Origin of the sequence: Kitasatospora sp. NPDC004723 (assembly GCF_040609255.1) — a bacterium.
Taxonomy (GTDB): Bacteria; Actinomycetota; Actinomycetes; order Streptomycetales; family Streptomycetaceae; genus Kitasatospora.
On record NZ_JBEXJT010000031.1, the window covers coordinates 61,458 to 85,488 of the forward strand.

Annotated in this window: 17 protein-coding genes; 16 read left to right on the forward strand and 1 reads right to left on the reverse strand. The window is 69.6% G+C overall.

Annotation, left to right across the window (positions count from 1 at the left end):
• The first annotated feature begins 238 nt into the window (after positions 1 to 238).
• Both ABZW10_RS25955 and ABZW10_RS25960 read left to right on the forward strand, forming a co-directional pair.
• Entirely contained in the window at positions 239 to 2,659 is a 2,421-nt protein-coding gene (locus ABZW10_RS25955) for a SpoIIE family protein phosphatase (RefSeq protein WP_355370034.1), read from the forward strand.
• A gap of 95 nt (positions 2,660 to 2,754) precedes the next feature.
• Positions 2,755 to 4,491: an ABC transporter family substrate-binding protein gene (locus ABZW10_RS25960; protein WP_355369984.1), complete on the forward strand. Its 1,737-nt coding sequence runs from the start codon at positions 2,755 to 2,757 to the stop codon at positions 4,489 to 4,491.
• Here ABZW10_RS25960 and ABZW10_RS25965 read toward each other — a convergent pair.
• Positions 4,488 to 5,624: a hypothetical protein gene (locus ABZW10_RS25965; RefSeq protein ID WP_355369986.1), complete on the reverse strand. Its 1,137-nt coding sequence runs from the start codon at positions 5,622 to 5,624 to the stop codon at positions 4,488 to 4,490. The two genes, ABZW10_RS25960 and ABZW10_RS25965, sit on opposite strands and share 4 nt — an antisense overlap.
• A 253-nt stretch (positions 5,625 to 5,877) precedes the next feature.
• Between ABZW10_RS25965 and typA the strand changes: the two genes are divergently transcribed.
• The 14 genes from typA (at position 5,878) to ABZW10_RS26035 (ending at position 24,026) form a co-directional block, all read left to right on the forward strand.
• Positions 5,878 to 7,782 carry a translational GTPase TypA gene (gene typA / locus ABZW10_RS25970; protein WP_355369988.1) on the forward strand — a complete coding sequence of 635 codons (1,905 nt, stop codon included), beginning with the start codon at positions 5,878 to 5,880 and terminating at the stop codon, positions 7,780 to 7,782.
• A gap of 439 nt (positions 7,783 to 8,221) precedes the next feature.
• The gene (locus ABZW10_RS25975) at positions 8,222 to 9,856 is read left to right on the forward strand and encodes an ABC transporter substrate-binding protein (RefSeq protein WP_355369990.1); all 1,635 of its coding nucleotides are present in this window, start codon (positions 8,222 to 8,224) and stop codon (positions 9,854 to 9,856) included.
• Positions 9,857 to 9,947: 91 nt separating this feature from the next.
• The gene (locus ABZW10_RS25980; protein WP_350546867.1) at positions 9,948 to 10,892 is read left to right on the forward strand and encodes an ABC transporter permease; all 945 of its coding nucleotides are present in this window, start codon (positions 9,948 to 9,950) and stop codon (positions 10,890 to 10,892) included.
• Entirely contained in the window at positions 10,885 to 11,823 is a 939-nt protein-coding gene (locus tag ABZW10_RS25985) for an ABC transporter permease (RefSeq protein WP_355369992.1), read from the forward strand. The genes ABZW10_RS25980 and ABZW10_RS25985 overlap by 8 nt, the downstream gene beginning before the upstream one ends.
• 19 nt (positions 11,824 to 11,842) lie before the next feature.
• Positions 11,843 to 12,889 carry an ABC transporter ATP-binding protein gene (locus tag ABZW10_RS25990; RefSeq protein ID WP_355369994.1) on the forward strand — a complete coding sequence of 349 codons (1,047 nt, stop codon included), beginning with the start codon at positions 11,843 to 11,845 and terminating at the stop codon, positions 12,887 to 12,889.
• Positions 12,882 to 13,898, forward strand: a complete 1,017-nt coding sequence (locus ABZW10_RS25995; RefSeq protein ID WP_355369996.1) for a dipeptide ABC transporter ATP-binding protein — start codon at positions 12,882 to 12,884, stop codon at positions 13,896 to 13,898. Before ABZW10_RS25990 ends, ABZW10_RS25995 begins: the two co-directional genes overlap by 8 nt.
• Before the next feature lie 197 nt (positions 13,899 to 14,095).
• Positions 14,096 to 15,724, forward strand: a complete 1,629-nt coding sequence (locus ABZW10_RS26000; RefSeq protein ID WP_355369998.1) for an ABC transporter substrate-binding protein — start codon at positions 14,096 to 14,098, stop codon at positions 15,722 to 15,724.
• A 94-nt stretch (positions 15,725 to 15,818) separates the two neighbouring features.
• Complete coding sequence (locus ABZW10_RS26005; RefSeq protein ID WP_355370000.1) at positions 15,819 to 16,745, forward strand: ABC transporter permease; 927 nt, start codon at positions 15,819 to 15,821, stop codon at positions 16,743 to 16,745.
• A 76-nt stretch (positions 16,746 to 16,821) separates the two neighbouring features.
• Positions 16,822 to 17,736 (forward strand): ABC transporter permease, encoded by a 915-nt coding sequence (locus ABZW10_RS26010; RefSeq protein ID WP_355370038.1) that lies wholly within the window; start codon positions 16,822 to 16,824, stop codon positions 17,734 to 17,736.
• Positions 17,737 to 17,752: 16 nt separating this feature from the next.
• Positions 17,753 to 18,805 (forward strand): ABC transporter ATP-binding protein, encoded by a 1,053-nt coding sequence (locus ABZW10_RS26015; protein WP_355370002.1) that lies wholly within the window; start codon positions 17,753 to 17,755, stop codon positions 18,803 to 18,805.
• The gene (locus tag ABZW10_RS26020) at positions 18,795 to 19,952 is read left to right on the forward strand and encodes a dipeptide ABC transporter ATP-binding protein (protein ID WP_355370004.1); all 1,158 of its coding nucleotides are present in this window, start codon (positions 18,795 to 18,797) and stop codon (positions 19,950 to 19,952) included. The genes ABZW10_RS26015 and ABZW10_RS26020 overlap by 11 nt, the downstream gene beginning before the upstream one ends.
• 431 nt (positions 19,953 to 20,383) lie before the next feature.
• Complete coding sequence (locus tag ABZW10_RS26025; protein ID WP_355370006.1) at positions 20,384 to 22,030, forward strand: ABC transporter substrate-binding protein; 1,647 nt, start codon at positions 20,384 to 20,386, stop codon at positions 22,028 to 22,030.
• A 93-nt stretch (positions 22,031 to 22,123) separates the two neighbouring features.
• Entirely contained in the window at positions 22,124 to 23,068 is a 945-nt protein-coding gene (locus ABZW10_RS26030; RefSeq protein ID WP_355370008.1) for an ABC transporter permease, read from the forward strand.
• Complete coding sequence (locus ABZW10_RS26035) at positions 23,061 to 24,026, forward strand: ABC transporter permease (protein ID WP_355370010.1); 966 nt, start codon at positions 23,061 to 23,063, stop codon at positions 24,024 to 24,026. Before ABZW10_RS26030 ends, ABZW10_RS26035 begins: the two co-directional genes overlap by 8 nt.
• Positions 24,027 to 24,031: the final 5 nt, after the last annotated feature.

The following is a 24,031-nucleotide window of genomic DNA, read 5'->3' on the forward strand; positions in this document are numbered from 1 at the left end:
TGAATACTCGGTCTTCTCGACATCCGGACGGTCGCGGGTTTGGAGGGGTCGGTCCGTGAACAGCACCCCGGCGCGCAATGCGCCGAGCAGCAGCGGTCATGCCGCTGTACCCGGGCAGGCCGGCGCCCAACGCCGGCCCGCCCCTGCCCACCAGCTGCCCGTACCGGCCCGCGCCCCGCGGCCGACGGCCGAGGAGCAGCGGTGGGGTGCCGGGGATCCGGGCTCGTTCTACGACTACATCCGGGTCGCCACCTTCGCGATCGGCCCCGACGGCCGGATCAGCCAGTGGAGCGAGCGCGCGGCCGAGTTCTTCGGCGTCCCCGCCGCCGAGGCGGTCGGCGCCGACCCGGTGACCACCTTCGTCCCCCGCGAGCTCTGGCGGCGCGGTCGCGCCCGGCTGGAGCGCATCCTGGCGGGCGAGGAGTGGGTCGGCACCACCCCGTACCGGCACGCCGACGGCGGCGAGGGCCTCGCCGAGCTCTACCTCATGCCGGACAGCGCGCTGCCCACTGCCGGCGCCACCTGTCTCGCGGTCGACCTCGGCCGGCTCCGCCGGATCGAGACGGATCTGGCCGCGTCCGAGGCGGTTTTCGGCCAGACGCCGACCGGCTTCGTGCTCTTCGACGACCGGCTCCGGCTCCAGCGCGTCAACGACGCCTTCGCCTCCGGGATGGGCCTCGCCCCCACCGACCTGGAGGGCCTCACCCCGCACGACATCTTCCCCGGCTCCGAGGCCGACCGGCTCACCGCCGCCCTGCGCAAGGTCCTCGCCAGCGGCGAGCCCGTCTTCGACCTGCGCTTCCACGCCGCCGTCCCGACCCGCGAGGGCAACCGGCTCTGGGCCGTCTCGCTCTACCGCCTCAACGGCGCGGCCGGCCAGCCGATGGGCGTCGCCGGACAGGTCTCCGACGTCACCAGCCGGCACGTCGCCGAACGCGAGGCCGACGGCGTGCGCCGCAACCTCGCCCTGCTCAACGAGGCCAGCGCCCACATCGGCTCCACCCTCGACCTGGAGACCACCGCCAAGGAGCTGCTGGACGTCGTCGTCCCGCCGTTCTGCGACCTCGCCACCGTCGACCTCTACACCGCGCTGCTCTCCGGCGAGACCGTGCCCAGCGCCGGCCGGCTCGGCGACACCGTGCTCACCGACGGCAGCGGCGAACTGCGCCGGGTCGCCGTCTCCAGCGTGGTCGGCGGCGCCTCCTCGGTGCTCGGCTCGGTCACCGGCCTGCCCATCGCCGAGGCCGGCGGCACCCTCTGCTACCCGCGCCGCTCCCCGCACGCCCGGGCGCTGCGCACCGGCCGCAGCGTCGTCCCCGAGCCCGGGCCCGACCCGCTGCTGCGCTCCACCCTGATCGTCCCGCTGGTCGCCCGCGACCAGGTGCTCGGCCTGGTCCAGCTCTCCCGGGCGATCGGCAGCGAGCCCTTCGACGCCCGCGACGTCGCCATCGCCGAGGAACTCGTCGCCCGCGCCGCCGTCTGCATCGACAACGCCCGGCTCTACCGCCGCGAGCACGAGCGCGCGCTGATCCTCCAGCGCAGCCTGCTGCCCCCGGGCAACCCGGTCGCCAGCGGCCTGGAGATCGCCTGCCGCTACCTGCCCAGCAACAACAACACCGAGGTCGGCGGCGACTGGTTCGACGTCATCCCGCTGCCCGGCAACCGCACCGCCCTGGTCATCGGCGACGTGATGGGCCGCGGTCTGCGCGCCGCCGTCGCCATGGGCCAGCTGCGCACCGCCGTCCGGACCCTGGCCATGCTCGACCTGGAACCCGGCGAGGTGCTCGCCGCGCTCGACGAGATCGCCCGCGGCCTCGGCGACGACACCGCGCCCACCGGCCGGTCCAACCCGTACGGGCGGCTCACCTCCAGCGCCGACGAGGAGGCCCGCGAGGTCTACCTGGCCACCTGCGTCTACGCCGTGTACGACGCGGTCACCCGGCGCTGCACCTTCGCCAACGCCGGCCACCTGCCGCCCGTCCTGCTCGGCCCCGGCGAGCCCGCCCGGATGCTGGACGTCCCGCCCGGCCTGCCGCTCGGCGTCGGCGGCGAGCCCTTCGAGGAGGTCGAGCTGACCCTCCCGGACGGCGCCGTGCTCGGCCTCTACACCGATGGCCTGGTCGAGAGCCGCAAGCACCAGCTGGACGAGGGCCTGAAGGCCTTCCGCACCGCCCTCTCCGACGGCGGCAAGGGCCTGGAGGACCTCTGCGACCACGTGCTCGGCGAGCTCAACCCGCATCACGGCGAGGACGACATCGCCCTGCTGATGGCCAAGGTGCACGCCTTCCCGGCGGACGCCGTCGGCCAGTGGTTCCTGCCGCCCGAGCCCACCTCGGTGGCCAAGGCCCGCGAGTTCGCGTGCAGCTGGCTGCTCGCCCGGGGCCTGGACGAGCTGGTCGACACCACCGAGCTGCTGGTCAGCGAGCTGGTCACCAACGCGCTGCGGCACGGCCGGGGCGAGATCCGGCTGCGGCTGCTGCGCGACCGGACCATGGTGTGCGAGGTCTGGGACGACGGCTACGCCCAGCCCCGGCAGCGCCGCGCCCACGAGACCGACGAGGGCGGGCGCGGGCTCCAGCTGGTCAGCCTGCTCGCCGAACGCTGGGGCAGCCGGCGCACGCCCAAGGGCAAGATCGTCTGGTTCGAGCTGGGTCTCTAGCCACCCGACCGGCGGTACCGCCGATCGGGTGCTGTCCCCGCCGGCCCGCCGTGTCGGGGCCGCCGGGCGCGCGGGGGCGGCGTTCCATGGCCGCCATGCGCGCCCGCCTCCCCGCCGCAGCCGCCGCGCTGCTGCTCGCCCTCGGTGCCACGGCCGGCTGCCTCGGCGGCCCCGACCCGGCCGGCACCGTCCGCACCCCCGACCCCGCGCCGCCCGCCCCGGCCGTCGTCACCGGGGACGTCCGCCCGGTCGACCGGGCCGCCGTCCGCGACGGCGGCACCCTGCGCTGGGCCGTCGACGCCGTCCCGGCCACCCTGAACGCCTACCAGGGCGCCGCCACCGCCGACTCCGCACTGCTCGCGCACGCCCTCTACCCGGCGCTGTTCCGGCCGGACGCGCACGGCGAGTGGACGCCGGACCCTGACTACCTGACCGCCGCCGAGTCCACCCCGCCCGGACGGCTGCCCCAGGTGGTCACCTACCACCTCAACCCGCACGCCGTCTGGAGCGACGGCACCCCGCTCTCCGCCGCCGACTTCATCGCCCAGCGGACCGCGCTCACCGGCCCCGCCGCCACCGCCGCCCGCCCCGCCGGGTACGCGGCCGTCGACTCCATCACCCAGGGCGCCGACCCGCACGAGGTCCGGGTCACCTTCCGACAGCCCTGCGCCGAGTGGCAGGCCCTGTTCGGCCCGCTCTACCCCGCCGCCGAGACCGCCACCCCCGCCGCCTTCGAGCACCCGCTGCCCGGCGGCACCGCCCACCCGACCGCCGGCCCGTTCCTGGTCGACGGCTACGACCCGGCGGGCGGCCGGGCCACCCTGGTCCGCAACCCGTTCTGGTGGGGCGAGCCGGCCAAGGCGGACCGGATCGAGTTCCTCGCCGTCCCGCCCGAGCACCGCGCCGAGGAACTGGCCGGGGGCCGGCTCGACCTCGCCCCGCTGACCGCGGCGGTCGAGCACGCCGGGCCCGACACCGCCGAGGCGCTGCGCCGGGCCGCCGCGCTGCCCGGCGTCACCCTGCACCGGGCCGCCGGGACCGGCCTCGCCCAGCTCACCCTGAACGCCGCCCGCGAACCGCTCACCGACCCGGTGCTGCGCCGCGGGCTGGCCCGCGGCGTCGACCGGCGGCACGCCGCCGACGCCGCGCTGACCCCGTTCGGACTGCCCGCCGCGCCGCTCGGCCACCACCTGCTGGCCGGCGACCAGCCCGGCTACCGGGACGACTCCGACGCACTGGGCGTCGCCGATCCCGGGCGGATGCTGGACATCGCCGGCTGGAAGCGCCCCGCGAGCGGCGGCACCCGGGCCCGGGACGGCCGCGAACTGGCGCTCACCCTGCTGGTCCCGGCCGGCTCGGCGACCCTCCGGCGGGCGGCCGACGCGGTGGCGGCGGACCTCGGCGCGATCGGGGCGGCCGTCCAGGTCGTGGAGGCGCCGGCGGACGCGGTCCTGCGCGACCACCTGGCCACCGGCGACTACGACCTCGCCCTGTTCTCCTGGCCCGCCGGCCCCGCCCCGGCCGACGAGCAGCGGCCCGTCTACGCCAAGCCCCGCCCCGGCCCGGACGGCGCCCCGGAGGCCGGCCGCAACTACGCGCGGGCCGGGACGGACGAGATCGACCGCCTCTTCGGCCTCGCCGCCGCCGAACCCGACCCGGACGCCCGCCGCGCCCTGCTCCAGGAGACCGACGCGCGGATCTGGCAGCTGGGCCACTCCGTCCCGCTCTTCCAGCGCCCGGAGGCGGTGGCGGTCCGCGACGGCCTGGTCGGCGCCGGAATCCGGGGCCTGGCCCGCCCCCGTCTCCAGGACCTCGGCTGGGCGGCGGGCTAACGGACCTCGACGGGCCGCTCCAGCATCCGCTCCACGTCGGCGATCCGGGTGAGGCCGGGGCACTCCCGGCGGGCGCGGGCGAGAGCCTTCCTGGCCCGTTCGGGCTTCCCGGTCGCGATCAGGGCGGCGGCCAGCGTGCAGCCGGCGTGAGCCCGCCAGTGCGGGGAGAGCCGGGCGTCGACCGCGTGGCGGCGGGCGGCGCGGACGGCCGCCTCGGGATCGCCGTTGAAGCGCGCGAGATCGGCCGCCCCCTGAACGTAGCGGAGCTTGGCCCGCTCGTCGTGGCCGAACACCTCCAGGAGCGGGGCCAACAGCGCACCGGCCCTGGCCGGGGTCAGTTCCCCACTGTCGCTGCGGCACACGATCACCGCGGCGGCGACGGCGTGCGCCTGACGCGGGCCGCAGCCTCGCGCCAGGGCCAGCTCGATGATCCGGTCGGCCTCGTCGTGGCGGCCTTCGGCGAGCGCCACCCCGGCGGCCGTGAGGCGGGTGTGACCCGCCTGGGCCGGGGCGGGCCCGTCCAGCACGGCGCGTGCCTCGGGGATCCGGCCGCGCCACAGCAGCCGTTCGGCCGTGATGTCGCGGGTCGACCAGAGGTGGTGCTCCAGGGCCCGGGGGCGGAAGGGCAGGACGAGGACGGCCCAGATCGAGTTGATCGGAGACGGCGCCCCGAGGAGCAGGAGGAGAACGAGGGTGGAGAGCAGGCCGAGCCCGATGCCCCGGGCCGCCCCCGTGAAGGAGAGCGCGAACCAGGCTCCGAGACCGCCGTGCACGGCGAGCCAGCCGACCGAGCAGGCCCAGAGCCGCAGCCTCGGGGCCCGGACGGGCAGCAGGCCCCAGTGGAGGCGCAGGCCGCTGGTGGGCCGCAGCCCCAGGGTGACCGGGACCCCGGCGACCGTTCCCTGCCACAGCACCCGCCCCCACCCGTAGGAGACGCCGAGGAACCGTCCCCCGCCCAGCCGGTGGGTGAGGAGGAGCCAGAGGTCGGAGAGCGGCTCCTGGCCCAGCAGGGTGCCGACCAGGAAGCCGAGCGCGGTCCACGGCGGGAGGCCGTGGTCGACCTTGGCGAACAGAACCACGGTGCCGGCGCCGAGGACGATCGGAGGGAGGACGGAGCGGAGGTGGTGGATCACGGCCGAAGCCTGGCGGAGGTGGAACACCGGGTGAAAGGGGAGTGACCGAGCTGTGATCTTGACCGGGCCCGCGATGCCCGTTTCGGCCGAGCTCGGCGGTTCCCCGTACCATAGGAGGAAGCCGTGGCATGTTCTGCCCGGCGGGTGGACCGGTAGTAGCAGGCGGAACGGGTGGTGGCGGCCGACAGGGGTCGCAAGTGCGCGTCACGCAGCCGGGCGCTCTAACCCACGATTCCAGGAGAATCCGCTAGGCATGCCCACGCGCAACGACATCCGTAACGTCGCCATCGTCGCTCACGTCGACCACGGCAAGACCACCCTGGTCGACGCCATGCTCAAGCAGGCCGGTGCCTTCGCCGCTCACCAGCAGCTGGACGACCGGATGATGGACTCCAACGACCTGGAGCGCGAGAAGGGCATCACCATTCTCGCGAAGAACACCGCGGTCAAGTACCACCCCAAGGATGGTGGCGCGCCGATCACCATCAACATCATCGACACCCCGGGCCACGCCGACTTCGGTGGCGAGGTCGAGCGCGGTCTGTCGATGGTGGACGCGGTCGTCCTGCTGGTCGACGCCTCCGAGGGCCCGCTGCCGCAGACCCGCTTCGTGCTCCGCAAGGCGCTCACCGCGCGGCTGCCCGTCATCCTCTGCATCAACAAGACCGACCGTCCGGACGCCCGGATCGACGAGGTCATCAACGAGACCTACGACCTCTTCCTCGACCTGGACGCGGACGAGGACCAGATCGAGTTCCCGATCGTCTACGCCTGCGCGCGTGACGGCGTCGCCTCGCTGACCAAGCCGGACAACGGCACCGTTCCCGCGGACAGCGACAACCTGGAGCCGTTCTTCTCCACCATCCTGGAGCACGTCCCGGCCCCGACCTACGACGCCGAGGCCCCGCTGCAGGCCCACGTCACCAACCTGGACGCCGACAACTTCCTCGGCCGCATCGCGCTGCTCCGCGTCGAGCAGGGCGAGCTGCGCAAGGGCCAGACGGTGGCCTGGATCAAGCGCGACGGTTCCATCTCGAACGTCCGCATCTCCGAGCTGCTGATGACCGAGGCGCTCACCCGCAAGCCGGCCGAGGTGGCGGGCCCCGGTGACATCTGTGCCGTCGCCGGCATCTCCGACATCATGATCGGCGAGACCCTGGCCGACCCGGAGAACCCGATCGCGCTGCCGCTGATCACGGTGGACGAGCCGGCCATCTCGATGACCATCGGCACCAACACCTCGCCGCTGGTCGGCCGGGGCGGCAGCGGCAAGGGCGCGGACGCCAAGTCGGCCGGCCGGGTCGACCGCAAGGTCACCGCCCGCCAGGTGAAGGACCGCCTGGACCGCGAGCTGATCGGTAACGTCTCGCTGCGCGTCCTGGACACCGAGCGCCCGGACGCCTGGGAGGTGCAGGGCCGCGGTGAGCTGGCGCTGGCCATCCTGATCGAGACCATGCGCCGCGAGGGCTTCGAGCTGACCGTCGGCAAGCCGCAGGTGGTCACCAAGGAGGTCAACGGCAAGACCCACGAGCCGGTCGAGCGCCTGACCGTCGACGTGCCCGAGGAGCACATGGGTGCCGTCACCCAGCTCATGGGCATCCGCAAGGGCCGGATGGACAACATGTCCAACCACGGCTCGGGCTGGGTCCGGATGGAGTTCGTCGTCCCGTCCCGCGGTCTGATCGGCTTCCGGACCGAGTTCCTCACCAACACCCGCGGCACCGGTATCGCGCACTCGATCCACGAGGGCCACGAGCCGTGGTTCGGCACGCTGACGACCCGCAACAACGGTTCGCTGGTCGCCGACCGGGCCGGCGTGGTCACCGCCTTCGCGATGACCAACCTGCAGGAGCGCGGCGTGCTCTTCTGCGACCCGGGCACCGAGGTGTACGAGGGCATGATCGTCGGCGAGAACTCGCGTGCCGACGACATGGACGTCAACATCACCAAGGAGAAGAAGCTCACCAACATGCGGTCGTCGAACGCCGACGTCGCCGAGTCGATCGTCCCGCCGCGCAAGCTCTCGCTGGAGCAGTCGCTGGAGTTCTGCCGCGAGGACGAGTGCATCGAGGTGACCCCGGAGACGGTTCGCATCCGTAAGGTCGTGCTGGACCAGAAGGACCGCGGCCGTACCGCCTCGCGCGCGAAGAAGGCGTGATCACGGCCTTCTGAGCCCTTCCGGCGGCGCTTTGGCCGGAAACGTTCGCCCCCCTTTCCGATGGGAAGGGGGGCGAACTTTTTCAACTACTCCACGCTGTCGACGCGCGTATAAACGGAATAGCGCTTACCACGCCGAGGTGTCCGCTGAGCGAACGTGACAGTCCGTCATTCATGACGACTGTCCGGTTGATGCCTGTCTGAGTATGTCTCTTATGTCCGATTTTCGAAACTTACCGACCGTTCATGTGACCTAATTGAGATCGGCAGTGGTCACTTTCGTGTCCGTGCGTGACACATAGTGGGTGCAGTCAGGCTCGGGTCAAGGGTTACGCGCAGGGGTGCGCGCCGAAACCACGAGCGCGGACGGCACGGCGGACCGGATCAACCGCCCGCGGTGCTCTCCTCGTTGGAAAGTCGAATTCAGGAGGCATCCCCCCATGCGTGGTGCAACCCAGACCAAGTGGATCGTCGCGGCGACCGCGATCGCCCTCGCGGCGACCGCCTGCAGCACCAGCTCGAAGAGCGACGACAAGGCCGCCTCCGGCGGCGGCTCGATCGCCGTTCAGCTCGGTGAGCCGCAGCACGGCCTGGTTCCGCAGAACACCGCGGAGTCCGAGGGTGCCGAGGTCCTGGGCCAGCTGTTCGCCGGCCTGGTCGAGTACGACCGGAAGACCAACGAGCCGAAGCTGCGCGTCGCCGAGTCGATCGAGTCCCCGGACAGCAAGGTCTGGACGATCAAGCTGAAGGACGGCTACACCTTCCACAACGGTGAGAAGGTCACCGCCCAGTCCTTCGTCGACGCCTGGAACTGGGGCGCCAACCAGGACAACGCGGCCGAGGGCCTGCCGTTCTTCGCCAAGATCGAGGGCTCCGAGGAGCTCTCGCCGGGCAAGGACAAGAAGCCGGCCACCGACAAGCTCAAGGGCCTGCAGGTCGTCGACGAGAAGACCTTCACCGTCACCCTGACCAACCCGTTCTCCCAGTTCAAGACCATGCTGGGATACAACGCGTTCTACCCGCTGCCGAAGGCCTTCTTCCAGGACCCGAAGTCGTTCGGGGACGCCCCGATCGGCAACGGCCCGTTCCAGATGGACGGCAAGTGGGAGCACAACAAGCAGATCAAGGTCAAGCGCTACGACAACTTCCCGGCCTCTGACGGCAAGGCGAAGCTGCAGGGTGTCACCTTCAAGATCTACGACAACCTGGACACCGCGTACAACGACCTGCGCGCCGACAACATCCAGGCCACCGACAAGCTCCCGATCTCGGCCATGGGCACCGTCAAGGGCGAGTTCGGCGACCGCTACATCTACAAGCCGGAGTCCGGCGTCGGTTACATCGGCTTCCCGATCTCGACCAACCCGGCCACCTACGGCAAGCCGGAGATCCGCAAGGCGATCTCGATGGCGATCGACCGCGAGGCGATCACCAAGCAGATCTTCGCGGGCACCCGTGTCCCGGCCGACGACTTCATCAACCCGCTGATCCCGGGCTACCGCAAGGGCGCCATGGGCGACGCGGCGAAGTTCGACCCGGCCAAGGCCAAGCAGCTGTGGGACACCGCCGGCGGTGTCCCGAACAACACCATCGAGCTGGGCTACAACGCCGACGGCGGCCACAAGGAGTGGATCGAGGCCGTCGCCAACCAGCTGAAGAAGAACCTCGGCGTCGAGGTCACCACGAAGCCGTTCGAGAAGTTCGGCAAGATCCTGGACGCGCTCGGCGCCAAGCAGTACTCCGGTGCCTTCCGCATGGCGTGGTCGATGGACTACCCGTCGATCGAGAACTACGAGCGTCCGATCTTCTCCAAGGTCGCCATCGAGAACGGCTCGAACTACGGCGGTTACGTCAACGACAAGTTCGAGTCGCTGCTGGACCAGGCCGACCAGGCGAAGAGCCCGGAGGAGGGCCTGAAGCTGTACCAGCAGGCCGACGACGTCCTGATCGAGGACCTGCCGTACATCCCGGTCTACACCTACATGTCCTCCGCCGCGTACTCCAAGAAGATCAAGAACTTCGACACCGACGCCCAGGGTCGTATGAACCTGGCCGAGGTCGAGCTCGCCGGCTGATCTGAGACGCAGACGTTAGGGGGCGGGTGGAGACCGGACCACAGTCCGGCTCCCCCCGCCTCCCTTCCTTGTCCGAAAGTGTGGAGGTCTAATGGGCCGCTATGTGATCCGCCGACTGATACAGGCGATCCCTGTCCTTATCGGCGCGACGCTGCTGATCTACGCGTTGGTCCACTACCTGCCCGGTGACCCGGTGCAGGCGCTGGCCGGCGAGAAGCGAGCCGACCCGGTCGTCGCGGACATGATCCGCGAAAAGTACCACCTGAACGACCCGTTCCTCGTTCAGTACTGGAACTACATCACCGGCGTCTTCCAGGGCGACCTGGGAGAGAGCCTCACCGGCCGTTCGGTGAGTGAGATGATCGGGGACGCCTTCCCGTACACCGTCAACCTCGCTCTGGTGGCTTTTGTCATCGAGGCGGTCGTCGGTGTCGCGGCCGGTGTCATGGCGGCCCTGCGCAAGGGGAAGTTCCTGGACCAGCTGGTCCTCATCAGCACGCTGCTGGTCATCTCGATCCCGGTCTTCGTCACCGGCTTCGTGCTGCAGCTCGTGCTCGGCGTCAAGCTGAAGAACGACTACGGCATCGAGATCTTCTCGGTGTCCTTCAACGAGGAGGACGGGCTCCGGGCGTACCTGCTGCCGGCTTTCGTCCTCGCCTCGATGTCGCTGGCGTACGTCGCCCGTCTGACCCGCACCAGCCTGATGGAGACCATGCGCGCGGACTACGTCCGCACCGCGGTCGCCAAGGGCCTGAAGCGCCGTCGGGTGATCGGCCGTCACGCGCTGCGCAACGCGCTGATCCCGATCGTCACCTTCCTGGGCGCCGACCTCGGCGGTCTCATGGGTGGTGCGGTCATCACCGAGCGGATCTTCAACATCCACGGCATCGGCGGCCTGCTCGCCCAGTCCGTGTACCAGAAGCAGGGAACGATCATCGTCGGCGTGGTCACGCTGCTGGTGCTGATCTACCTGATCACCACCCTGCTCGTGGACCTGCTGTACGCCGTGCTCGACCCGAGGATCCGCTATGAGTGACACCATCACCAAGGGCCCCGAGGCCCCTTCCGGCGACAACGGCGAGAAGGGCGCGGCGAAGGCCCAGAAGCCCGAGCGCGTCGCGAGCCTCTGGTCGGACGCGCTGCGCGACCTGCGCCGCAACCCGGTCTTCATCATCGGCGCGGTGCTGGTGTTCTGCCTGCTGGTCATCTCCGCGGTGCCGCAGCTGTTCACCGACGGCAGCCCGTTCGCGGGCGGTGCCTGCGACCTGGACAACTCGCTGAAGCGTCCGAGCGCCGAGCACTGGTTCGGCTTCGACGTCCAGGGCTGCGACATCTACACCCGCACCATCTGGGGCGCCCGCAACTCGGTCACCGTCGGCGTGCTGACCACCCTGACGGTCACCGTGGTGGGCTCCCTGCTCGGCCTGCTGGCGGGCTGGAAGGGCGGGATCGTCGACTCGATCCTGTCCCGCTTCACCGAGATCTTCTTCTCGATCCCGCTGCTGCTCGGCGGCATGCTGATCATGTCGATGCTCGGCACCGGCAACGCCTACACCGTCTCGCTGGTCATGGCCGTGCTCGGCTGGCCGCAGATCTTCCGCATCATGCGCGCCTCGGTGCTGGCCAACAAGAACAACGACTACGTGATGGCGGCCCGCGCGCTGGGTGCCGGCTCCGGCCGGATCACCTTCCGGCACATCCTGCCGAACGCCATCGCGCCGGTCATCGTCGTCGCCGCGATCTCCCTGGGCGTCTACATCGGCGCCGAGGCCGCGCTGTCCTACCTGGGCATCGGCGTCCAGCCCCCGCAGATCTCCTGGGGCCTGATGATCAGCGACGCTCAGCCCCGCTTCCTGAACGCCCCGCACGTCCTGCTCTTCCCGGCCGCCGTGCTGAGCATCACCGTGCTGGCGTTCATCATGCTCGGCGACGCGGTGCGCGACGCCCTCGACCCGAAGCTCCGCTGAGAGAAGAGGTGACGACCCGATGACCACCGTGATCGAGAAGAACCAGAAGAACCGCCTGGAGGTTGGCACCCCGCTGCTGGAGGTCAAGGACCTCCACGTGGAGTTCCACACCCGGGACGGCGTGGCCAAGGCCGTGAACGGCGTCAACTACTCCGTTTCCGCCGGTGAGACCCTGGCGGTGCTCGGCGAGTCCGGCTCCGGCAAGTCGGTGACCGCCCAGACCATCATGGGCATCCTCGACATGCCGCCCGGCAAGATCAGCCAGGGCCAGATCCTCTTCCGCGGGCAGGACATGCTCGCGATGAAGGAGGAGGAGCGCCGGCAGATCCGCGGCCAGAAGATCGCGATGATCTTCCAGGACGCGCTCTCCTCGCTGAACCCGGTGATGACCGTCGGCGCGCAGCTGGGCGAGATGTTCCGGGTGCACCGCGGCGCCTCCAAGAAGGAGGCCCGGGAGAAGGCCATCGAGCTGATGGAGCGGGTGCGCATCCCCGCGGCCAAGCAGCGTGTGGGCGACTACCCGCACCAGTTCTCCGGCGGCATGCGCCAGCGCATCATGATCGCCATGGCGCTCTCCATGGAGCCCGACCTGATCATCGCCGACGAGCCCACCACCGCCCTGGACGTCACCGTCCAGGCCCAGGTGATGGACCTGCTCGCGGAGCTGCAGGACGAGTACAACATGGGCCTGATCCTGATCACCCACGACCTCGGCGTGGTCGCCGACGTCGCGGACAAGATCGCCGTGATGTACGCCGGCCGGATCGTCGAGACCGCCCCGGTGCACGAGCTGTACGCGCGCCCGGCCCACCCGTACACCAAGGGCCTGCTCCGCTCCATCCCGCGCCTGGACCAGAAGGGCCAGGAGCTGTACGCGATCAAGGGCCTGCCCCCGAACCTGCTGAAGGTTCCGGCCGGCTGCGCGTTCAACCCTCGCTGTGACGTCGCCACCGACCTGTGCCGCACGGAGATCCCGAAGCTGCACCAGGTGACCGACAAGGACGGCAAGGAGCTCACCGGCCGCCGCAGCGCGTGCCACCTCTGGAAGGAGACCCTCCATGGCTGAGCCCATCCTGGAGGTCAAGGACCTGGTCAAGCACTACCCGCTGACCCAGGGCATCCTGTTCAAGAAGCAGGTCGGCGCCGTCAAGGCCGTCGACGGCGTCTCCTTCGAGCTGGCGAAGGGCGAGACGCTCGGTATCGTCGGCGAGTCCGGCTGCGGCAAGTCGACGCTGGCCAAGGTGCTGATGCACCTGGAGACGGCCACCTCCGGCCAGGTCCTGTTCAAGGGCGAGGACATCACCAAGCTGTCCGGCGCGGGCCTCAAGGCCGTCCGCCGGAACATCCAGATGGTGTTCCAGGACCCGTACACCTCGCTCAACCCGCGCATGACGGTCGGCGACATCATCGGCGAGCCCTTCGAGATCCACCCCGAGGTGGCTCCCAAGGGCGACCGCCGCAGGGCGGTCCAGGACCTGCTGGACGTCGTAGGCCTCAACCCGGAGTACATCAACCGGTACCCGCACCAGTTCTCGGGCGGTCAGCGCCAGCGCATCGGCATCGCCCGCGGCCTGGCGCTCAAGCCGGAGGTCATCATCTGCGACGAGCCGGTCTCGGCCCTGGACGTGTCCGTCCAGGCGCAGGTGATCAACCTGCTGGAGCAGCTGCAGAGCGACTTCGAGCTCTCCTACATGTTCATCGCCCACGACCTCTCCATCGTCCGGCACATCTCCGACCGCGTCGGCGTGATGTACCTCGGCAAGATGGTCGAGATCGGCACGGACGAGGAGATCTACGAGAACGCCACCCACCCGTACACCCAGGCGCTGCTCTCCGCGGTGCCGGTGCCGGACCCGGAGGCGCGCGCGAACCGCGACCGGATCATCCTGACCGGTGACATCCCCTCGCCGGCCAACCCGCCGTCGGGCTGCCGCTTCCGCACCCGCTGCTGGAAGGCGGAGGAGCGCTGCTCGACCGAGGTCCCGCTGCTGGCGGTGCCCGAGGTGCTGAGCGGCCCGGCCAAGCACCAGTCGGCGTGCCACTTCGCCGCCGTCCGGGAGACGGCCGCGGCCTGACGGCCCGCCCGTTCCCGCCCGGAGGGGCCCGTTGCCGTTCGCGGCGCGGGCCCCTTCGGCGTTCGCGCGCCGGGCCTGCCGGGGCGTCAACCGGTGCGGCGGCCCGTGCACCCTTCCGGGGGTACCGCACTCGCGCCGCCGGGCGGCCGAGCTTCTCATGGGGTGTGATGCGTCACACACCTTGAGGAGGGACCTCCATGCCCGTGGCCACCCGTGCTCGATGGGTCCTCGCCGCAGCGACGTCCGTGGCCCTGGTGGCCGGCGGATGCAGCAGCAGCGGCGGCGGGGGCGGCAGCAGCGGCTCGTCGGACAGCAGCAAGACCTTCAGCTACCAGAGCAGCGAGCCGCAGAACGCGCTGCAACCGGCCAACGCCAACGAGACCGGCGGCGGGCGCATCCTGCAGAACCTCTTCAAGGGCCTGGTCGACTACGACCCGGCGAACGCGAAGATCCGGATGCAGGTCGCGGACAAGATCGACACCAGCGACTCGCAGACCTTCGACGTCACGCTGAAGGACGGCTGGAAGTTCCACGACGGCACCCCGGTGCACGCCAAGAACTTCGTCGACGCCTGGAACTGGGCCGCGACCACCACCAACAACCAGATCAACAGCTCCTGGTTCTCCGACATCGAGGGCTACGCGGACGTCCACCCGGAGAGCGGCCAGCCGACCGTGGCCAAGATGTCCGGGCTGACCGTCACCGACGACCTGCACTTCACCGTCAAGCTGAGCCACAAGGTCTCGTACTTCGAGTACAAGCTCGGCTACATCGCCTTCTCCCCGCTGCCGGACGCCTTCTACAACGACCCCGCCGGGTACGGGCAGAAGCCGGTCGGCAACGGCGCCTACCAGTTCGTCAGCTGGGACCACAACCAGCAGGTGGTCACCAAGGCCTTCCCGGACTACCAGGGCGTGGACAAGCCGAAGAACGGCGGCATCGTCTTCAAGATGTACAGCACGTCCGAGGCCGCCTACGCCGACCTGCAGTCCAACAACCTGGACGTGATGGACCAGGTGCCGCCCTCCGCGCTGGCCACCTACAAGAGCGACCTCGGCGACCGGGCGATCGACGCCCCGCAGGGCGCCATCCAGAACATCGGCTTCACGCTCTACCAGGCCGACTGGGCCCCGCCGGAGAAGGCGAAGGTGCGCCAGGGCCTGTCGATGGCGATCGACCGCGACACCATCACCAAGACGGTGCTCCAGGGCTCGCGCAAGCCGGCTTCCGCCTGGGTCGCCGAGGGCGTCGAGGGCTACAAGGCCGGCCAGTGCGGTGACAACTGCACCTTCGACCCGGCCAAGGCCAAGCAGCTGATCGCCGAGGGCGGCGGCGTCCCCGGCAACAGGATGACCATCACCTACAACGCCGACGGCGGCCACAAGGAGTGGGTCGACGCGGTCTGCAACTCGATCCGGCAGAACACCGGGGTGGAGTGCACCGGGGACCCGAAGCCGGACTTCAAGACCGCCCGCGCGGCGATCACCGGCCACCAGATCAACGGCGCCTTCCGCACCGGCTGGGTCCAGGACTACCCGCTGAACGCCAACTTCCTCGCCGACGTGTACCGCACCGGCGCGGCGTCCAACGACTTCGGCTACAGCAACGCGCAGTTCGACCAGCTCGCCACCCAGGCCGACGAGGCCGCCAGCGTCTCCGACACGGTGACCGGCTACCAGCAGGCCGAGGCGGTGCTGGCGCAGGGCATGCCGGCCATCCCGCTCTGGTACTACCGCACCAACTCGGGCTACTCCACCAAGGTCCAGAACGTGACGTTCGACTCCTTCGGCAACCCGGCCTGGACGCAGGTCGAGGTCAAGGGCTGACCGGGCGCGGCCTGGGTTCCCCCGCGGGCCCCGCCCTTCCCGCACGGAGGGCGGGGCCCGGGCACTCGATCACTTCTCCGGGAAGGAGGCTCGGATGGGCAGTTACGTGCTGCGGCGGGTGCTGCAGATGATCCCGGTGTTCTTCGGCACCACGCTGCTGATCTTCCTGATGGTCTACACGCTGCCGGGGGACCCGGTCGCAGCACTGTTCGGGGAGAAGGCCGCGGACCCCGCCGTGGTCGCCAACCTCAAGCACAAGTACTACCTGGACCAGCCGATCTGGAAGCAGTACCTGCACTACATGGGGAACCTCTTCCAGGGCGACTTCGGCACCAGCTTCACCGGCCGCCCGGTCTCGGACATCATGGCGCAGGCCTTCCCGGTCACCATCCGGCTGGCCCTGCTGGCCTTCGCCTTCGAGATGATCTTCGGACTGCTGCTGGGCCTGGTCTCCGGACTCAAGCGCGGCAGCATCCAGGACACCGTGGTGCTGTTCCTCACCCTGCTGGTGATCTCCATCCCGGTGTTCGTCCTGGCGTACATCGCGCAGACCGTCTTCGCGACCAACCTGGGCTGGGTCACCCCGACCGTCCAGGACTCCAGGGACCTCTCGCAACTGATCCTGCCGGCGATCGTGCTGGGCTCGCTGTCGCTGGCGTACGTCGCCCGGCTCACCCGCACCTCGATCGGCGAGAACCTGCGGGCCGACTACATGCGCACCGCGGTGGCCAAGGGGCTGCCCCGGCGCACCATCATCAGCCGTCACCTGCTGCGCAACTCGCTGATCCCGGTGGTCACCTTCCTCGGCACCGACCTCGGCGCGCTGATGGGCGGCGCGATCGTCACCGAGGGCATCTTCAACGTGCAGGGTGTCGGCAACGTCCTCTACCGAGCGATCAACCAGAAGGAGGGGCCGACCGTGGTCGGCATCGTCACCGTGCTGGTGATCGTCTACCTGGTGGCCTCCCTCGTCGTCGACCTGCTCTACGCGGTCCTGGACCCGAGGATCCGCTATGCCTGACGTCCACGACGAGAACTCCTACGAGCCGCATCCCAAGCCGGGAGTGGACCACTTGGACTACGCCGGCGAGCAGGGCATGGCGGTCGAGCAGGAGACCCTGATCGAGCGCGACCCGGACAAGCGGGAGGCGGCCCGCAGCCTCTGGGGCGACGCCTGGCGCGACCTGCGGCGGCGGCCGATCTTCCTGATCTCGGCGGTGCTGATCGTGCTGCTGATCGTGATGGCGATCTTCCCCTGGGCGTTCACCGACGCCGATCCGCGCAAGGCCGACCTGGTCCACAACTACCTCAGACGGCCGGACTGGACGGACTTCTTCGGCGCGGGCTGGTTCGGCTACGACGGCCAGGGCCGCTCCATCTACGCCCGGGTCGTGTACGGCGCCCGGGCCTCGATCACCGTCGGCATCTTCGTGACCGCGATGGTGACCGTGCTCGGCGGGCTGACCGGCATGGTGGCCGGCTACTTCGGCGGCACGGTGGACGCGGTGCTCTCCCGGATCATCGACATCTTCTTCGGCATCCCGCTGCTGCTCGGTGCGCTGGTGCTGCTGAACGCCTTCTCCGTCCGCACGGTGTGGACGGTGGTCGTCGCGCTGGGCGTGCTCGGCTGGACGCAGATCGCCCGCGTCATGCGCGGCGCGGTGCTGACGGTCAAACAGTCCGACTTCGTGGTGGCCGGCCGGGCGCTGGGTGCCGGGACCGGACGGCTGATGTTCCGGCACATCCTGCCGAACGCGGTCGCCCCGGTGATCGTGGTGGCGACCATCGCGCTGGGCGGCTACATCGCCACCGAGGCGACGCTGAGCTTCCTCGGCATCGGCCTGCAGGACCCGACCATCTCCTGGGGCATCGACATCTCCTCGGCCCAGAAGGTGATCCGGACCGCCCCGTTCGTCCTGTTCTTCCCGGCCGCGGCGCTCTCCGTCACCGTGCTGGCCTTCATCATGCTGGGCGACGCGGTGCGCGACGCCCTCGACCCGAAGCTGCGCTGAGCGAGGGGACGCATTCGTGACCACAGCAGTCGATACCGGGAGGACCCGGCGGGAAGAGCCCTACGAGGGCCCGCTGCTCGACGTCCGCGACCTGCACGTCGAGTTCGTCACCCGGGACGGGGTGGCGAAGGCGGTCAACGGGGTCAACTACAGCGTCCGGGCCGGGGAGACGCTGGCGGTGCTCGGCGAGTCCGGCTCCGGCAAGTCGGTGACCGCGCAGGCGATCATGGGCATCCTGGACATGCCGCCGGCCCGCATCCCGCGCGGCGAGATCCGCTTCCGGGGCCAGGACATGCTGAAGATGGACAAGGAGACGCGGCGCAAGGTCCGCGGGCAGAAGATCGCGATGATCTTCCAGGACGCGCTCTCCTCGCTCAACCCGGTGCTCACCGTGGGCTTCCAGCTGGGCGAGATGTTCCGCGCCCACCACGGCAGCTCGCGCAAGGAGGCCAAGGAGAAGGCCGTCGAGCTGATGGAGCGGGTGCGGATCCCGGCGGCCCGGCAGCGGGTCAACGACTATCCGCACCAGTTCTCCGGCGGTATGCGCCAGCGCATCATGATCGCGATGGCGCTGGCGCTGGAGCCGGACCTGATCATCGCGGACGAGCCCACCACCGCGCTGGACGTCACCGTGCAGGCCCAGGTGATGGATCTGCTCGCCGAGCTCCAGGCCGAGTTCAACATGGGGCTGATCCTGATCACCCACGACCTGGGCGTGGTCGCGGACGTCGCGGACAAGATCGCGGTGATGTACGCGGGCCGAATCGTGGAGACCGCACCGGTGCACGAGCTGTACGCGCGTCCGGCGCACCCGTACACCCGCGGGCTGCTGGACTCGATCCCGCGCCTGGACCAGAAGGGCCAGGAGCTGTACGCGATCAAGGGCCTGCCGCCCAACCTGCTGCGGATCCCGCCGGGCTGCGCGTTCAACCCGCGCTGCCCGCGCGCCCAGGACATCTGCCGGCAGGAGGTGCCGGAGCTGTTCCCGGTCACCGAGGACGACGGCACCGAGCTGGCCGGGCGGGGCAGCGCCTGCTTCTTCTGGAAGGAGACCCTCCATGACCGTTGAGGGGCCCGGCGCGGTCGAGTCGCCGGTGGAGGCCGCCTTCGAGCAGGAGGTGGCGCGCGGCGAGCCGATCCTCGAAGTCCGCGACCTGGTCAAGCACTTCCCGCTGACCAGGGGTGTGCTGTTCAAGAAGCAGGTCGGCGCGGTGAAGGCGGTCGACGGGGTCTCCTTCGACCTCGTGCAGGGGGAGACGCTGGGCATCGTCGGCGAGTCCGGCTGCGGCAAGTCGACGCTGGCCAAGGTGCTGATGAACCTGGAGCCGGCCACCGGCGGCTCGGTGCGCTACAAGGGCGAGGAGATCTCTCGGCTCACCGGGGCCGGGCTGAAGGCGGTGCGGCGCAACATCCAGATGGTGTTCCAGGACCCGTACACCTCGCTCAACCCGCGCATGACGGTCGGCGACATCATCGGCGAGCCCTTCGAGATCCACCCCGAGGTGGCCCCCAAGGGCGACCGCCGCAAGGCCGTCCAGGACCTGCTGGACGTCGTCGGCCTCAACCCGGAGTACATCAACCGCTATCCGCACCAGTTCTCGGGCGGTCAGCGCCAGCGCATCGGCATCGCCCGCGGCCTGGCGCTCAAGCCGGAGATCATCATCTGCGACGAGCCGGTCTCGGCCCTGGACGTCTCCGTCCAGGCGCAGGTGATCAACCTGCTGGAGCAACTGCAGAACGAGTTCAACCTGTCGTACATGTTCATCGCGCACGACCTCTCGATCGTCCGGCACATCTCCGACCGGGTCGGGGTGATGTACCTCGGCAAGCTGGTCGAGATCGGCAGCGACCGGGAGATCTACGACCACGCCACCCATCCGTACACCCAGGCGCTGCTCTCCGCCGTCCCGGTGCCCGACCCGACGGCGCGGGAGAACCGGGACCGGATCGTGCTGACCGGTGACGTGCCCTCGCCGGCCAACCCGCCGTCCGGCTGCCGCTTCCGCACCCGCTGCTGGAAGGCGCAGGAGCGGTGCGCGGTGGAGGTCCCGCTGCTGGCGGTGCCGGACTGGCTGGGCGGGGCGGCCGCCCATGAGTCGGCCTGCCACTTCGCGGCCGAGCGCGACCTGGCCGGCGGCGACCTGGCCGGCGGCGACCGGACCGACGGCGACCGGACCGACGGCGACCGGACCGAGGGCGGGCCGGAAAGCGGTTGACACCGGGGCCCGGCCCCGTCACGGAGCGCGTCCTCCCCCCGGAGGGCGCGCTCCCGCCTTTTCCGCCCGGCGACCTGCGGTAATTCCGGTGGGGGGTGCCGGCCGTCCTCGAAATAGATCATTACGCTTCGTAAAGATTCGAATACCGGTGCTATCGGTTCGTTATCCGGAAAACGGAGCACTTGATTCCGGGCGCGATATGACGGAATTTGCCGAGTATTGTCACGGGTTGGTCCCGGCCTGTAATTGAAAAGAGATGTGACGGCGATTCCGCCGAAGGGGTCGGTTGATCGATAGTTGCTCTGCGCGTATCAGTGGTCACCTCGCCGGCTGTGCGGATCGGCCCTGAGATGTCGACCCCCGCCGTGCCCGGCACACCGGGTGGCGGGGCGCCGTTCGTTCGTAAGCCCCCCAAAACGAGGAGCAGTTGAATGAGGCTCACCAAGACCATGCGCTGGACCGCGCTGGCGGCGTGTACCGCGCTCGCGATCTCCGCCTGCAGTACGGGCAGCGACAAGAAGTCCACGGACGGGGCGAACGGGTCGGGCAAGACGGGTGGCTCGATCAGCATCCAGTCGGGTGAGCCGCAGCACGGGCTGGTCCCGCAGAACACCGCGGAGTCCGAGGGCGCCCAGGTCCTGAACGCGCTGTTCGCGGGCCTGGTGGAGTACGACCACCAGACCAACGAGCCGAAGCTGCGCGTCGCGGAGTCGATCGAGTCCCCGGACAGCAAGGTCTGGACGATCAAGCTGAAGGACGGCTACACCTTCCACAACGGTGAGAAGGTCACCGCCCAGTCCTTCGTGGACGCCTGGAACTGGGGCGCCAACCAGGACAACGCGGCCGAGGGCCTGCCGTTCTTCGCCAAGATCGAGGGCTCCGAGGAGCTCTCGCCGGGCAAGGACAAGAAGCCGGCCACCGACAAGCTCAAGGGCCTGAAGGTCGTCGACGAGAAGACCTTCACGGTCACCCTGAGCGCGCCGTTCTCGCAGTTCAAGATCATGCTGGGCTACACCGCCTTCTACCCGCTGCCGAAGGCCTTCTTCCAGGACCCGAAGGCCTTCGAGGACGCCCCGATCGGCAACGGCGCGTTCCAGATGGACGGCAAGTGGCAGCACAACCAGCAGATCAAGCTGAAGCGCTACGACAACTTCCCGGCGTCCGACGGAAAGGCCAAGCTGGATTCCGTCACCTTCAAGATTTACGACAAGCTGGAAACGGCCTACAACGACCTCCGGGCCGACAACATCCAGATCACCAACAAGCTCCCGATCTCGGCGATGGCGACCGTCGCCCAGGAATTCGGTGACCGCTACATCTACAAGCCGGAGTCGGGCGTCGGCTTCATCGGCTTCCCGATCGCGACCAACCCGGCCGCGTACGGCAAGCCGGAGATCCGCAAGGCGATCTCGATGGCGATCGACCGCGAGTCGATCACCAAGAACATCTTCTCGGGCACCCGCATCCCGGCCGACGACTTCATCAGCCCGATCATTCCGGGCTACCGCAAGGGCGCCATGGGCGACGCGGCGAAGTTCGACCCGGCCAAGGCCAAGGAGCTCTTCGTCACGGCCGGCGGTGTCCCGAACAACACCATCGAGCTGGGCTACAACGCCGACGGCGGCCACAAGGAGTGGATCGAGGCGGTCGGCAACCAGCTGAAGAAGAACCTCGGCGTCGAGGTGACCTTCAAGCCCTTCGAGAAGTTCGGCAAGATCCTCGACGAGCTGGGCGCCAAGCAGTACTCCGGGGCCTTCCGGATGGCCTGGCAGATGGACTACCCGTCGATCGAGAACTACCTGCGGCCGATCTTCTCCAAGGTCGCCATCGAGAACGGCTCGAACTACGGCGGCTACGTCAACGAGCAGTTCGAGGGCCTGCTGGCGCAGGCCGACCAGGCGAAGACCCAGGAGGAGGGTCTGAAGCTGTACCAGCAGGCCGACGACATCCTCATCAAGGACCTGCCGTACATCCCGGTCTACACCTACATGACCTCCGCGGCCTACACCAAGAAGGTCAAGAACGTGGTCGTGGACGCGCAGAACCGCATCGACCTGGCCAACGTCGAGCTGGCCTGACCGCCCCCCAGCCCGACCGGCGCGCCCTGACGGGCGGCACGGGTCACCCCCGTGCCGCCCGGCTCCGGCGTGCCCAGACCACGAGGAGACCGCATGGGCCGCTATGTGGTCCGCCGGATCATCCAGGCCATACCTGTGATCCTCGGCGCGACTTTCCTGATCTACGCACTGGTCTTCCTGCTGCCTGGCGACCCCATCACGGCACTGGCCGGTGAGAAGCGGCAGGACCCCGCCGTCGTCCAGGTCCTCCGGGACCGGTACCACCTGGACGACCCGTTCTTCATCCAGTACTGGGACTACCTGACCGGCCTGTTCAAGGGCGACTTCGGCGAGGACTACCGGGGCAACCAGGTCGTCGACGTGATGCAGCGGGCCTTCCCCTACACCATCAACCTGGCGCTCGTGGCGCTGGCCATCGAGATGGTGGTGGGTGTCACCGCGGGCGTCGTCGCGGCCCTGCGGCGCGGCAGGTTCATCGACAACGTGGTGCTGATCTCGACCCTGATGGTCATCTCGATCCCGGTCTTCGTGATCGGCTTCGTGCTCCAACTGCTCCTCGGGGTGAAGCTCAACACCGACTACGGCATCGACTTCTTCCCGGTCTCCTTCAACGAGGAGGCCGGTTTCCGGTCCTATCTGCTGCCCGGCTACGTGCTCGCCTCGACCTCCCTGGCGTACGTCGCCCGGCTCACCCGGACCAGCCTGATCGAGGTCATGCGGGCGGACTACGTCCGTACGGCGGTCGCCAAGGGCCTCAGCCCGCTGCGGGTGGTGGTGCGGCACGGTCTGCGCAACGCGCTGATCCCGATCGTCACCTTCCTGGGCATGGACCTCGGCGGCCTGATGGGCGGCGCGGTCATCACCGAGGGCATCTTCAACATCCCCGGGGTCGGACACCAGCTCTTCCAGTCCGTCTACCTGCGGGAACGCACCATCGTCGTGGGCATCGTGAGCGCCCTGGTGATGGTCTACCTGTTCGCCAACCTGGTGGTCGACCTGCTGTACGCCGTCCTGGACCCGAGGATCCGCTATGAGTGAGCCGACGAAGAGCGAGAACGCGAGCGGGGCGATCCCCGGGCAGCGCGGCAGCGGCAAGGGCGGCAAGGGCGGCAGGAACGGCAAGGGCGGCAAGGGCGGCGAGCGGGTCGCCAGCCTCTGGAGCGACGCCTGGGCGGACCTGCGCCGCAGCCCGCTGTTCCTGATCGGCGCGTTCCTGGTCGTCTTCATGGTGCTGCTCGCCGTCGTCCCGCAGCTGTTCACCGACGCCGACCCGCGCGCCGGCGGCTTCTGCAACCTGGCCGACTCGCTGAAGCGGCCCAGCGGCAGCCACTGGTTCGGCTTCGACGTCCAGGGCTGCGACATCTACACCCGGACCGTCTGGGGCGCCCGCAACTCGATCATCGTGGGCCTGGTGACCACCACCCTGGTGGTCCTGGTCGGCGGCACCATGGGCCTGTGGGCCGGCTGGATCGGCGGTTTCGGCGACAGCCTGCTCTCCCGGGTCACCGAGATCTTCTTCGCCATCCCGCTGCTGCTCGGCGGCATGCTGATCATGTCCACCTGGGGCAAGGGCAACGCCTGGACGGTCTCCGCGGTGATGGCCGTGCTCGGCTGGCCGCAGATCTACCGGCTGATGCGCTCGGCGGTGCTGGCCAACAAGCACAACGACTACGTGGTGGCGGCCCGCGCGCTGGGCGCCGGCACCGGGCGGATCGTCAGCCGGCACATCCTGCCGAACGCCGTCGCCCCGGTGATCGTGGTCTCCACCATCAACCTGGGCGTCTACATCGGCGCCGAGGCCGCGCTGTCCTACCTGGGCATCGGCATCCAGTCCCCGGCGATCTCCTGGGGCCTGATGATCAGTGACGCCCAGTCCCGCTTCCTGAACGCCCCGCACGTGCTGCTCTTCCCGGCCGTCGTGCTGAGCATCACCGTGCTGGCGTTCATCATGCTCGGCGACGCGGTGCGCGACGCCCTCGACCCGAAGCTGCGCTGAGGAGG

Excerpts from the sequence above, each read along its gene's own strand:
- ABZW10_RS25960 (WP_355369984.1), top strand. The coding sequence starts at position 2,755 with ATGCGCGCCCGCCTCCCCGCCGCAGCCGCCGCGCTGCTGCTCGCCCTC.
- typA (WP_355369988.1), top strand. The coding sequence starts at position 5,878 with ATGCCCACGCGCAACGACATCCGTAACGTCGCCATCGTCGCTCACGTC.
- ABZW10_RS25975 (WP_355369990.1), top strand. The coding sequence starts at position 8,222 with ATGCGTGGTGCAACCCAGACCAAGTGGATCGTCGCGGCGACCGCGATC.
- ABZW10_RS25980 (WP_350546867.1), top strand. The coding sequence starts at position 9,948 with ATGGGCCGCTATGTGATCCGCCGACTGATACAGGCGATCCCTGTCCTT.
- ABZW10_RS25985 (WP_355369992.1), top strand. The coding sequence starts at position 10,885 with ATGAGTGACACCATCACCAAGGGCCCCGAGGCCCCTTCCGGCGACAAC.
- ABZW10_RS25990 (WP_355369994.1), top strand. The coding sequence starts at position 11,843 with ATGACCACCGTGATCGAGAAGAACCAGAAGAACCGCCTGGAGGTTGGC.
- ABZW10_RS25995 (WP_355369996.1), top strand. The coding sequence starts at position 12,882 with ATGGCTGAGCCCATCCTGGAGGTCAAGGACCTGGTCAAGCACTACCCG.
- ABZW10_RS26000 (WP_355369998.1), top strand. The coding sequence starts at position 14,096 with ATGCCCGTGGCCACCCGTGCTCGATGGGTCCTCGCCGCAGCGACGTCC.
- ABZW10_RS26005 (WP_355370000.1), top strand. The coding sequence starts at position 15,819 with ATGGGCAGTTACGTGCTGCGGCGGGTGCTGCAGATGATCCCGGTGTTC.
- ABZW10_RS26010 (WP_355370038.1), top strand. The coding sequence starts at position 16,822 with ATGGCGGTCGAGCAGGAGACCCTGATCGAGCGCGACCCGGACAAGCGG.
- ABZW10_RS26020 (WP_355370004.1), top strand. The coding sequence starts at position 18,795 with ATGACCGTTGAGGGGCCCGGCGCGGTCGAGTCGCCGGTGGAGGCCGCC.
- ABZW10_RS26025 (WP_355370006.1), top strand. The coding sequence starts at position 20,384 with ATGAGGCTCACCAAGACCATGCGCTGGACCGCGCTGGCGGCGTGTACC.
- ABZW10_RS26030 (WP_355370008.1), top strand. The coding sequence starts at position 22,124 with ATGGGCCGCTATGTGGTCCGCCGGATCATCCAGGCCATACCTGTGATC.
- ABZW10_RS26035 (WP_355370010.1), top strand. The coding sequence starts at position 23,061 with ATGAGTGAGCCGACGAAGAGCGAGAACGCGAGCGGGGCGATCCCCGGG.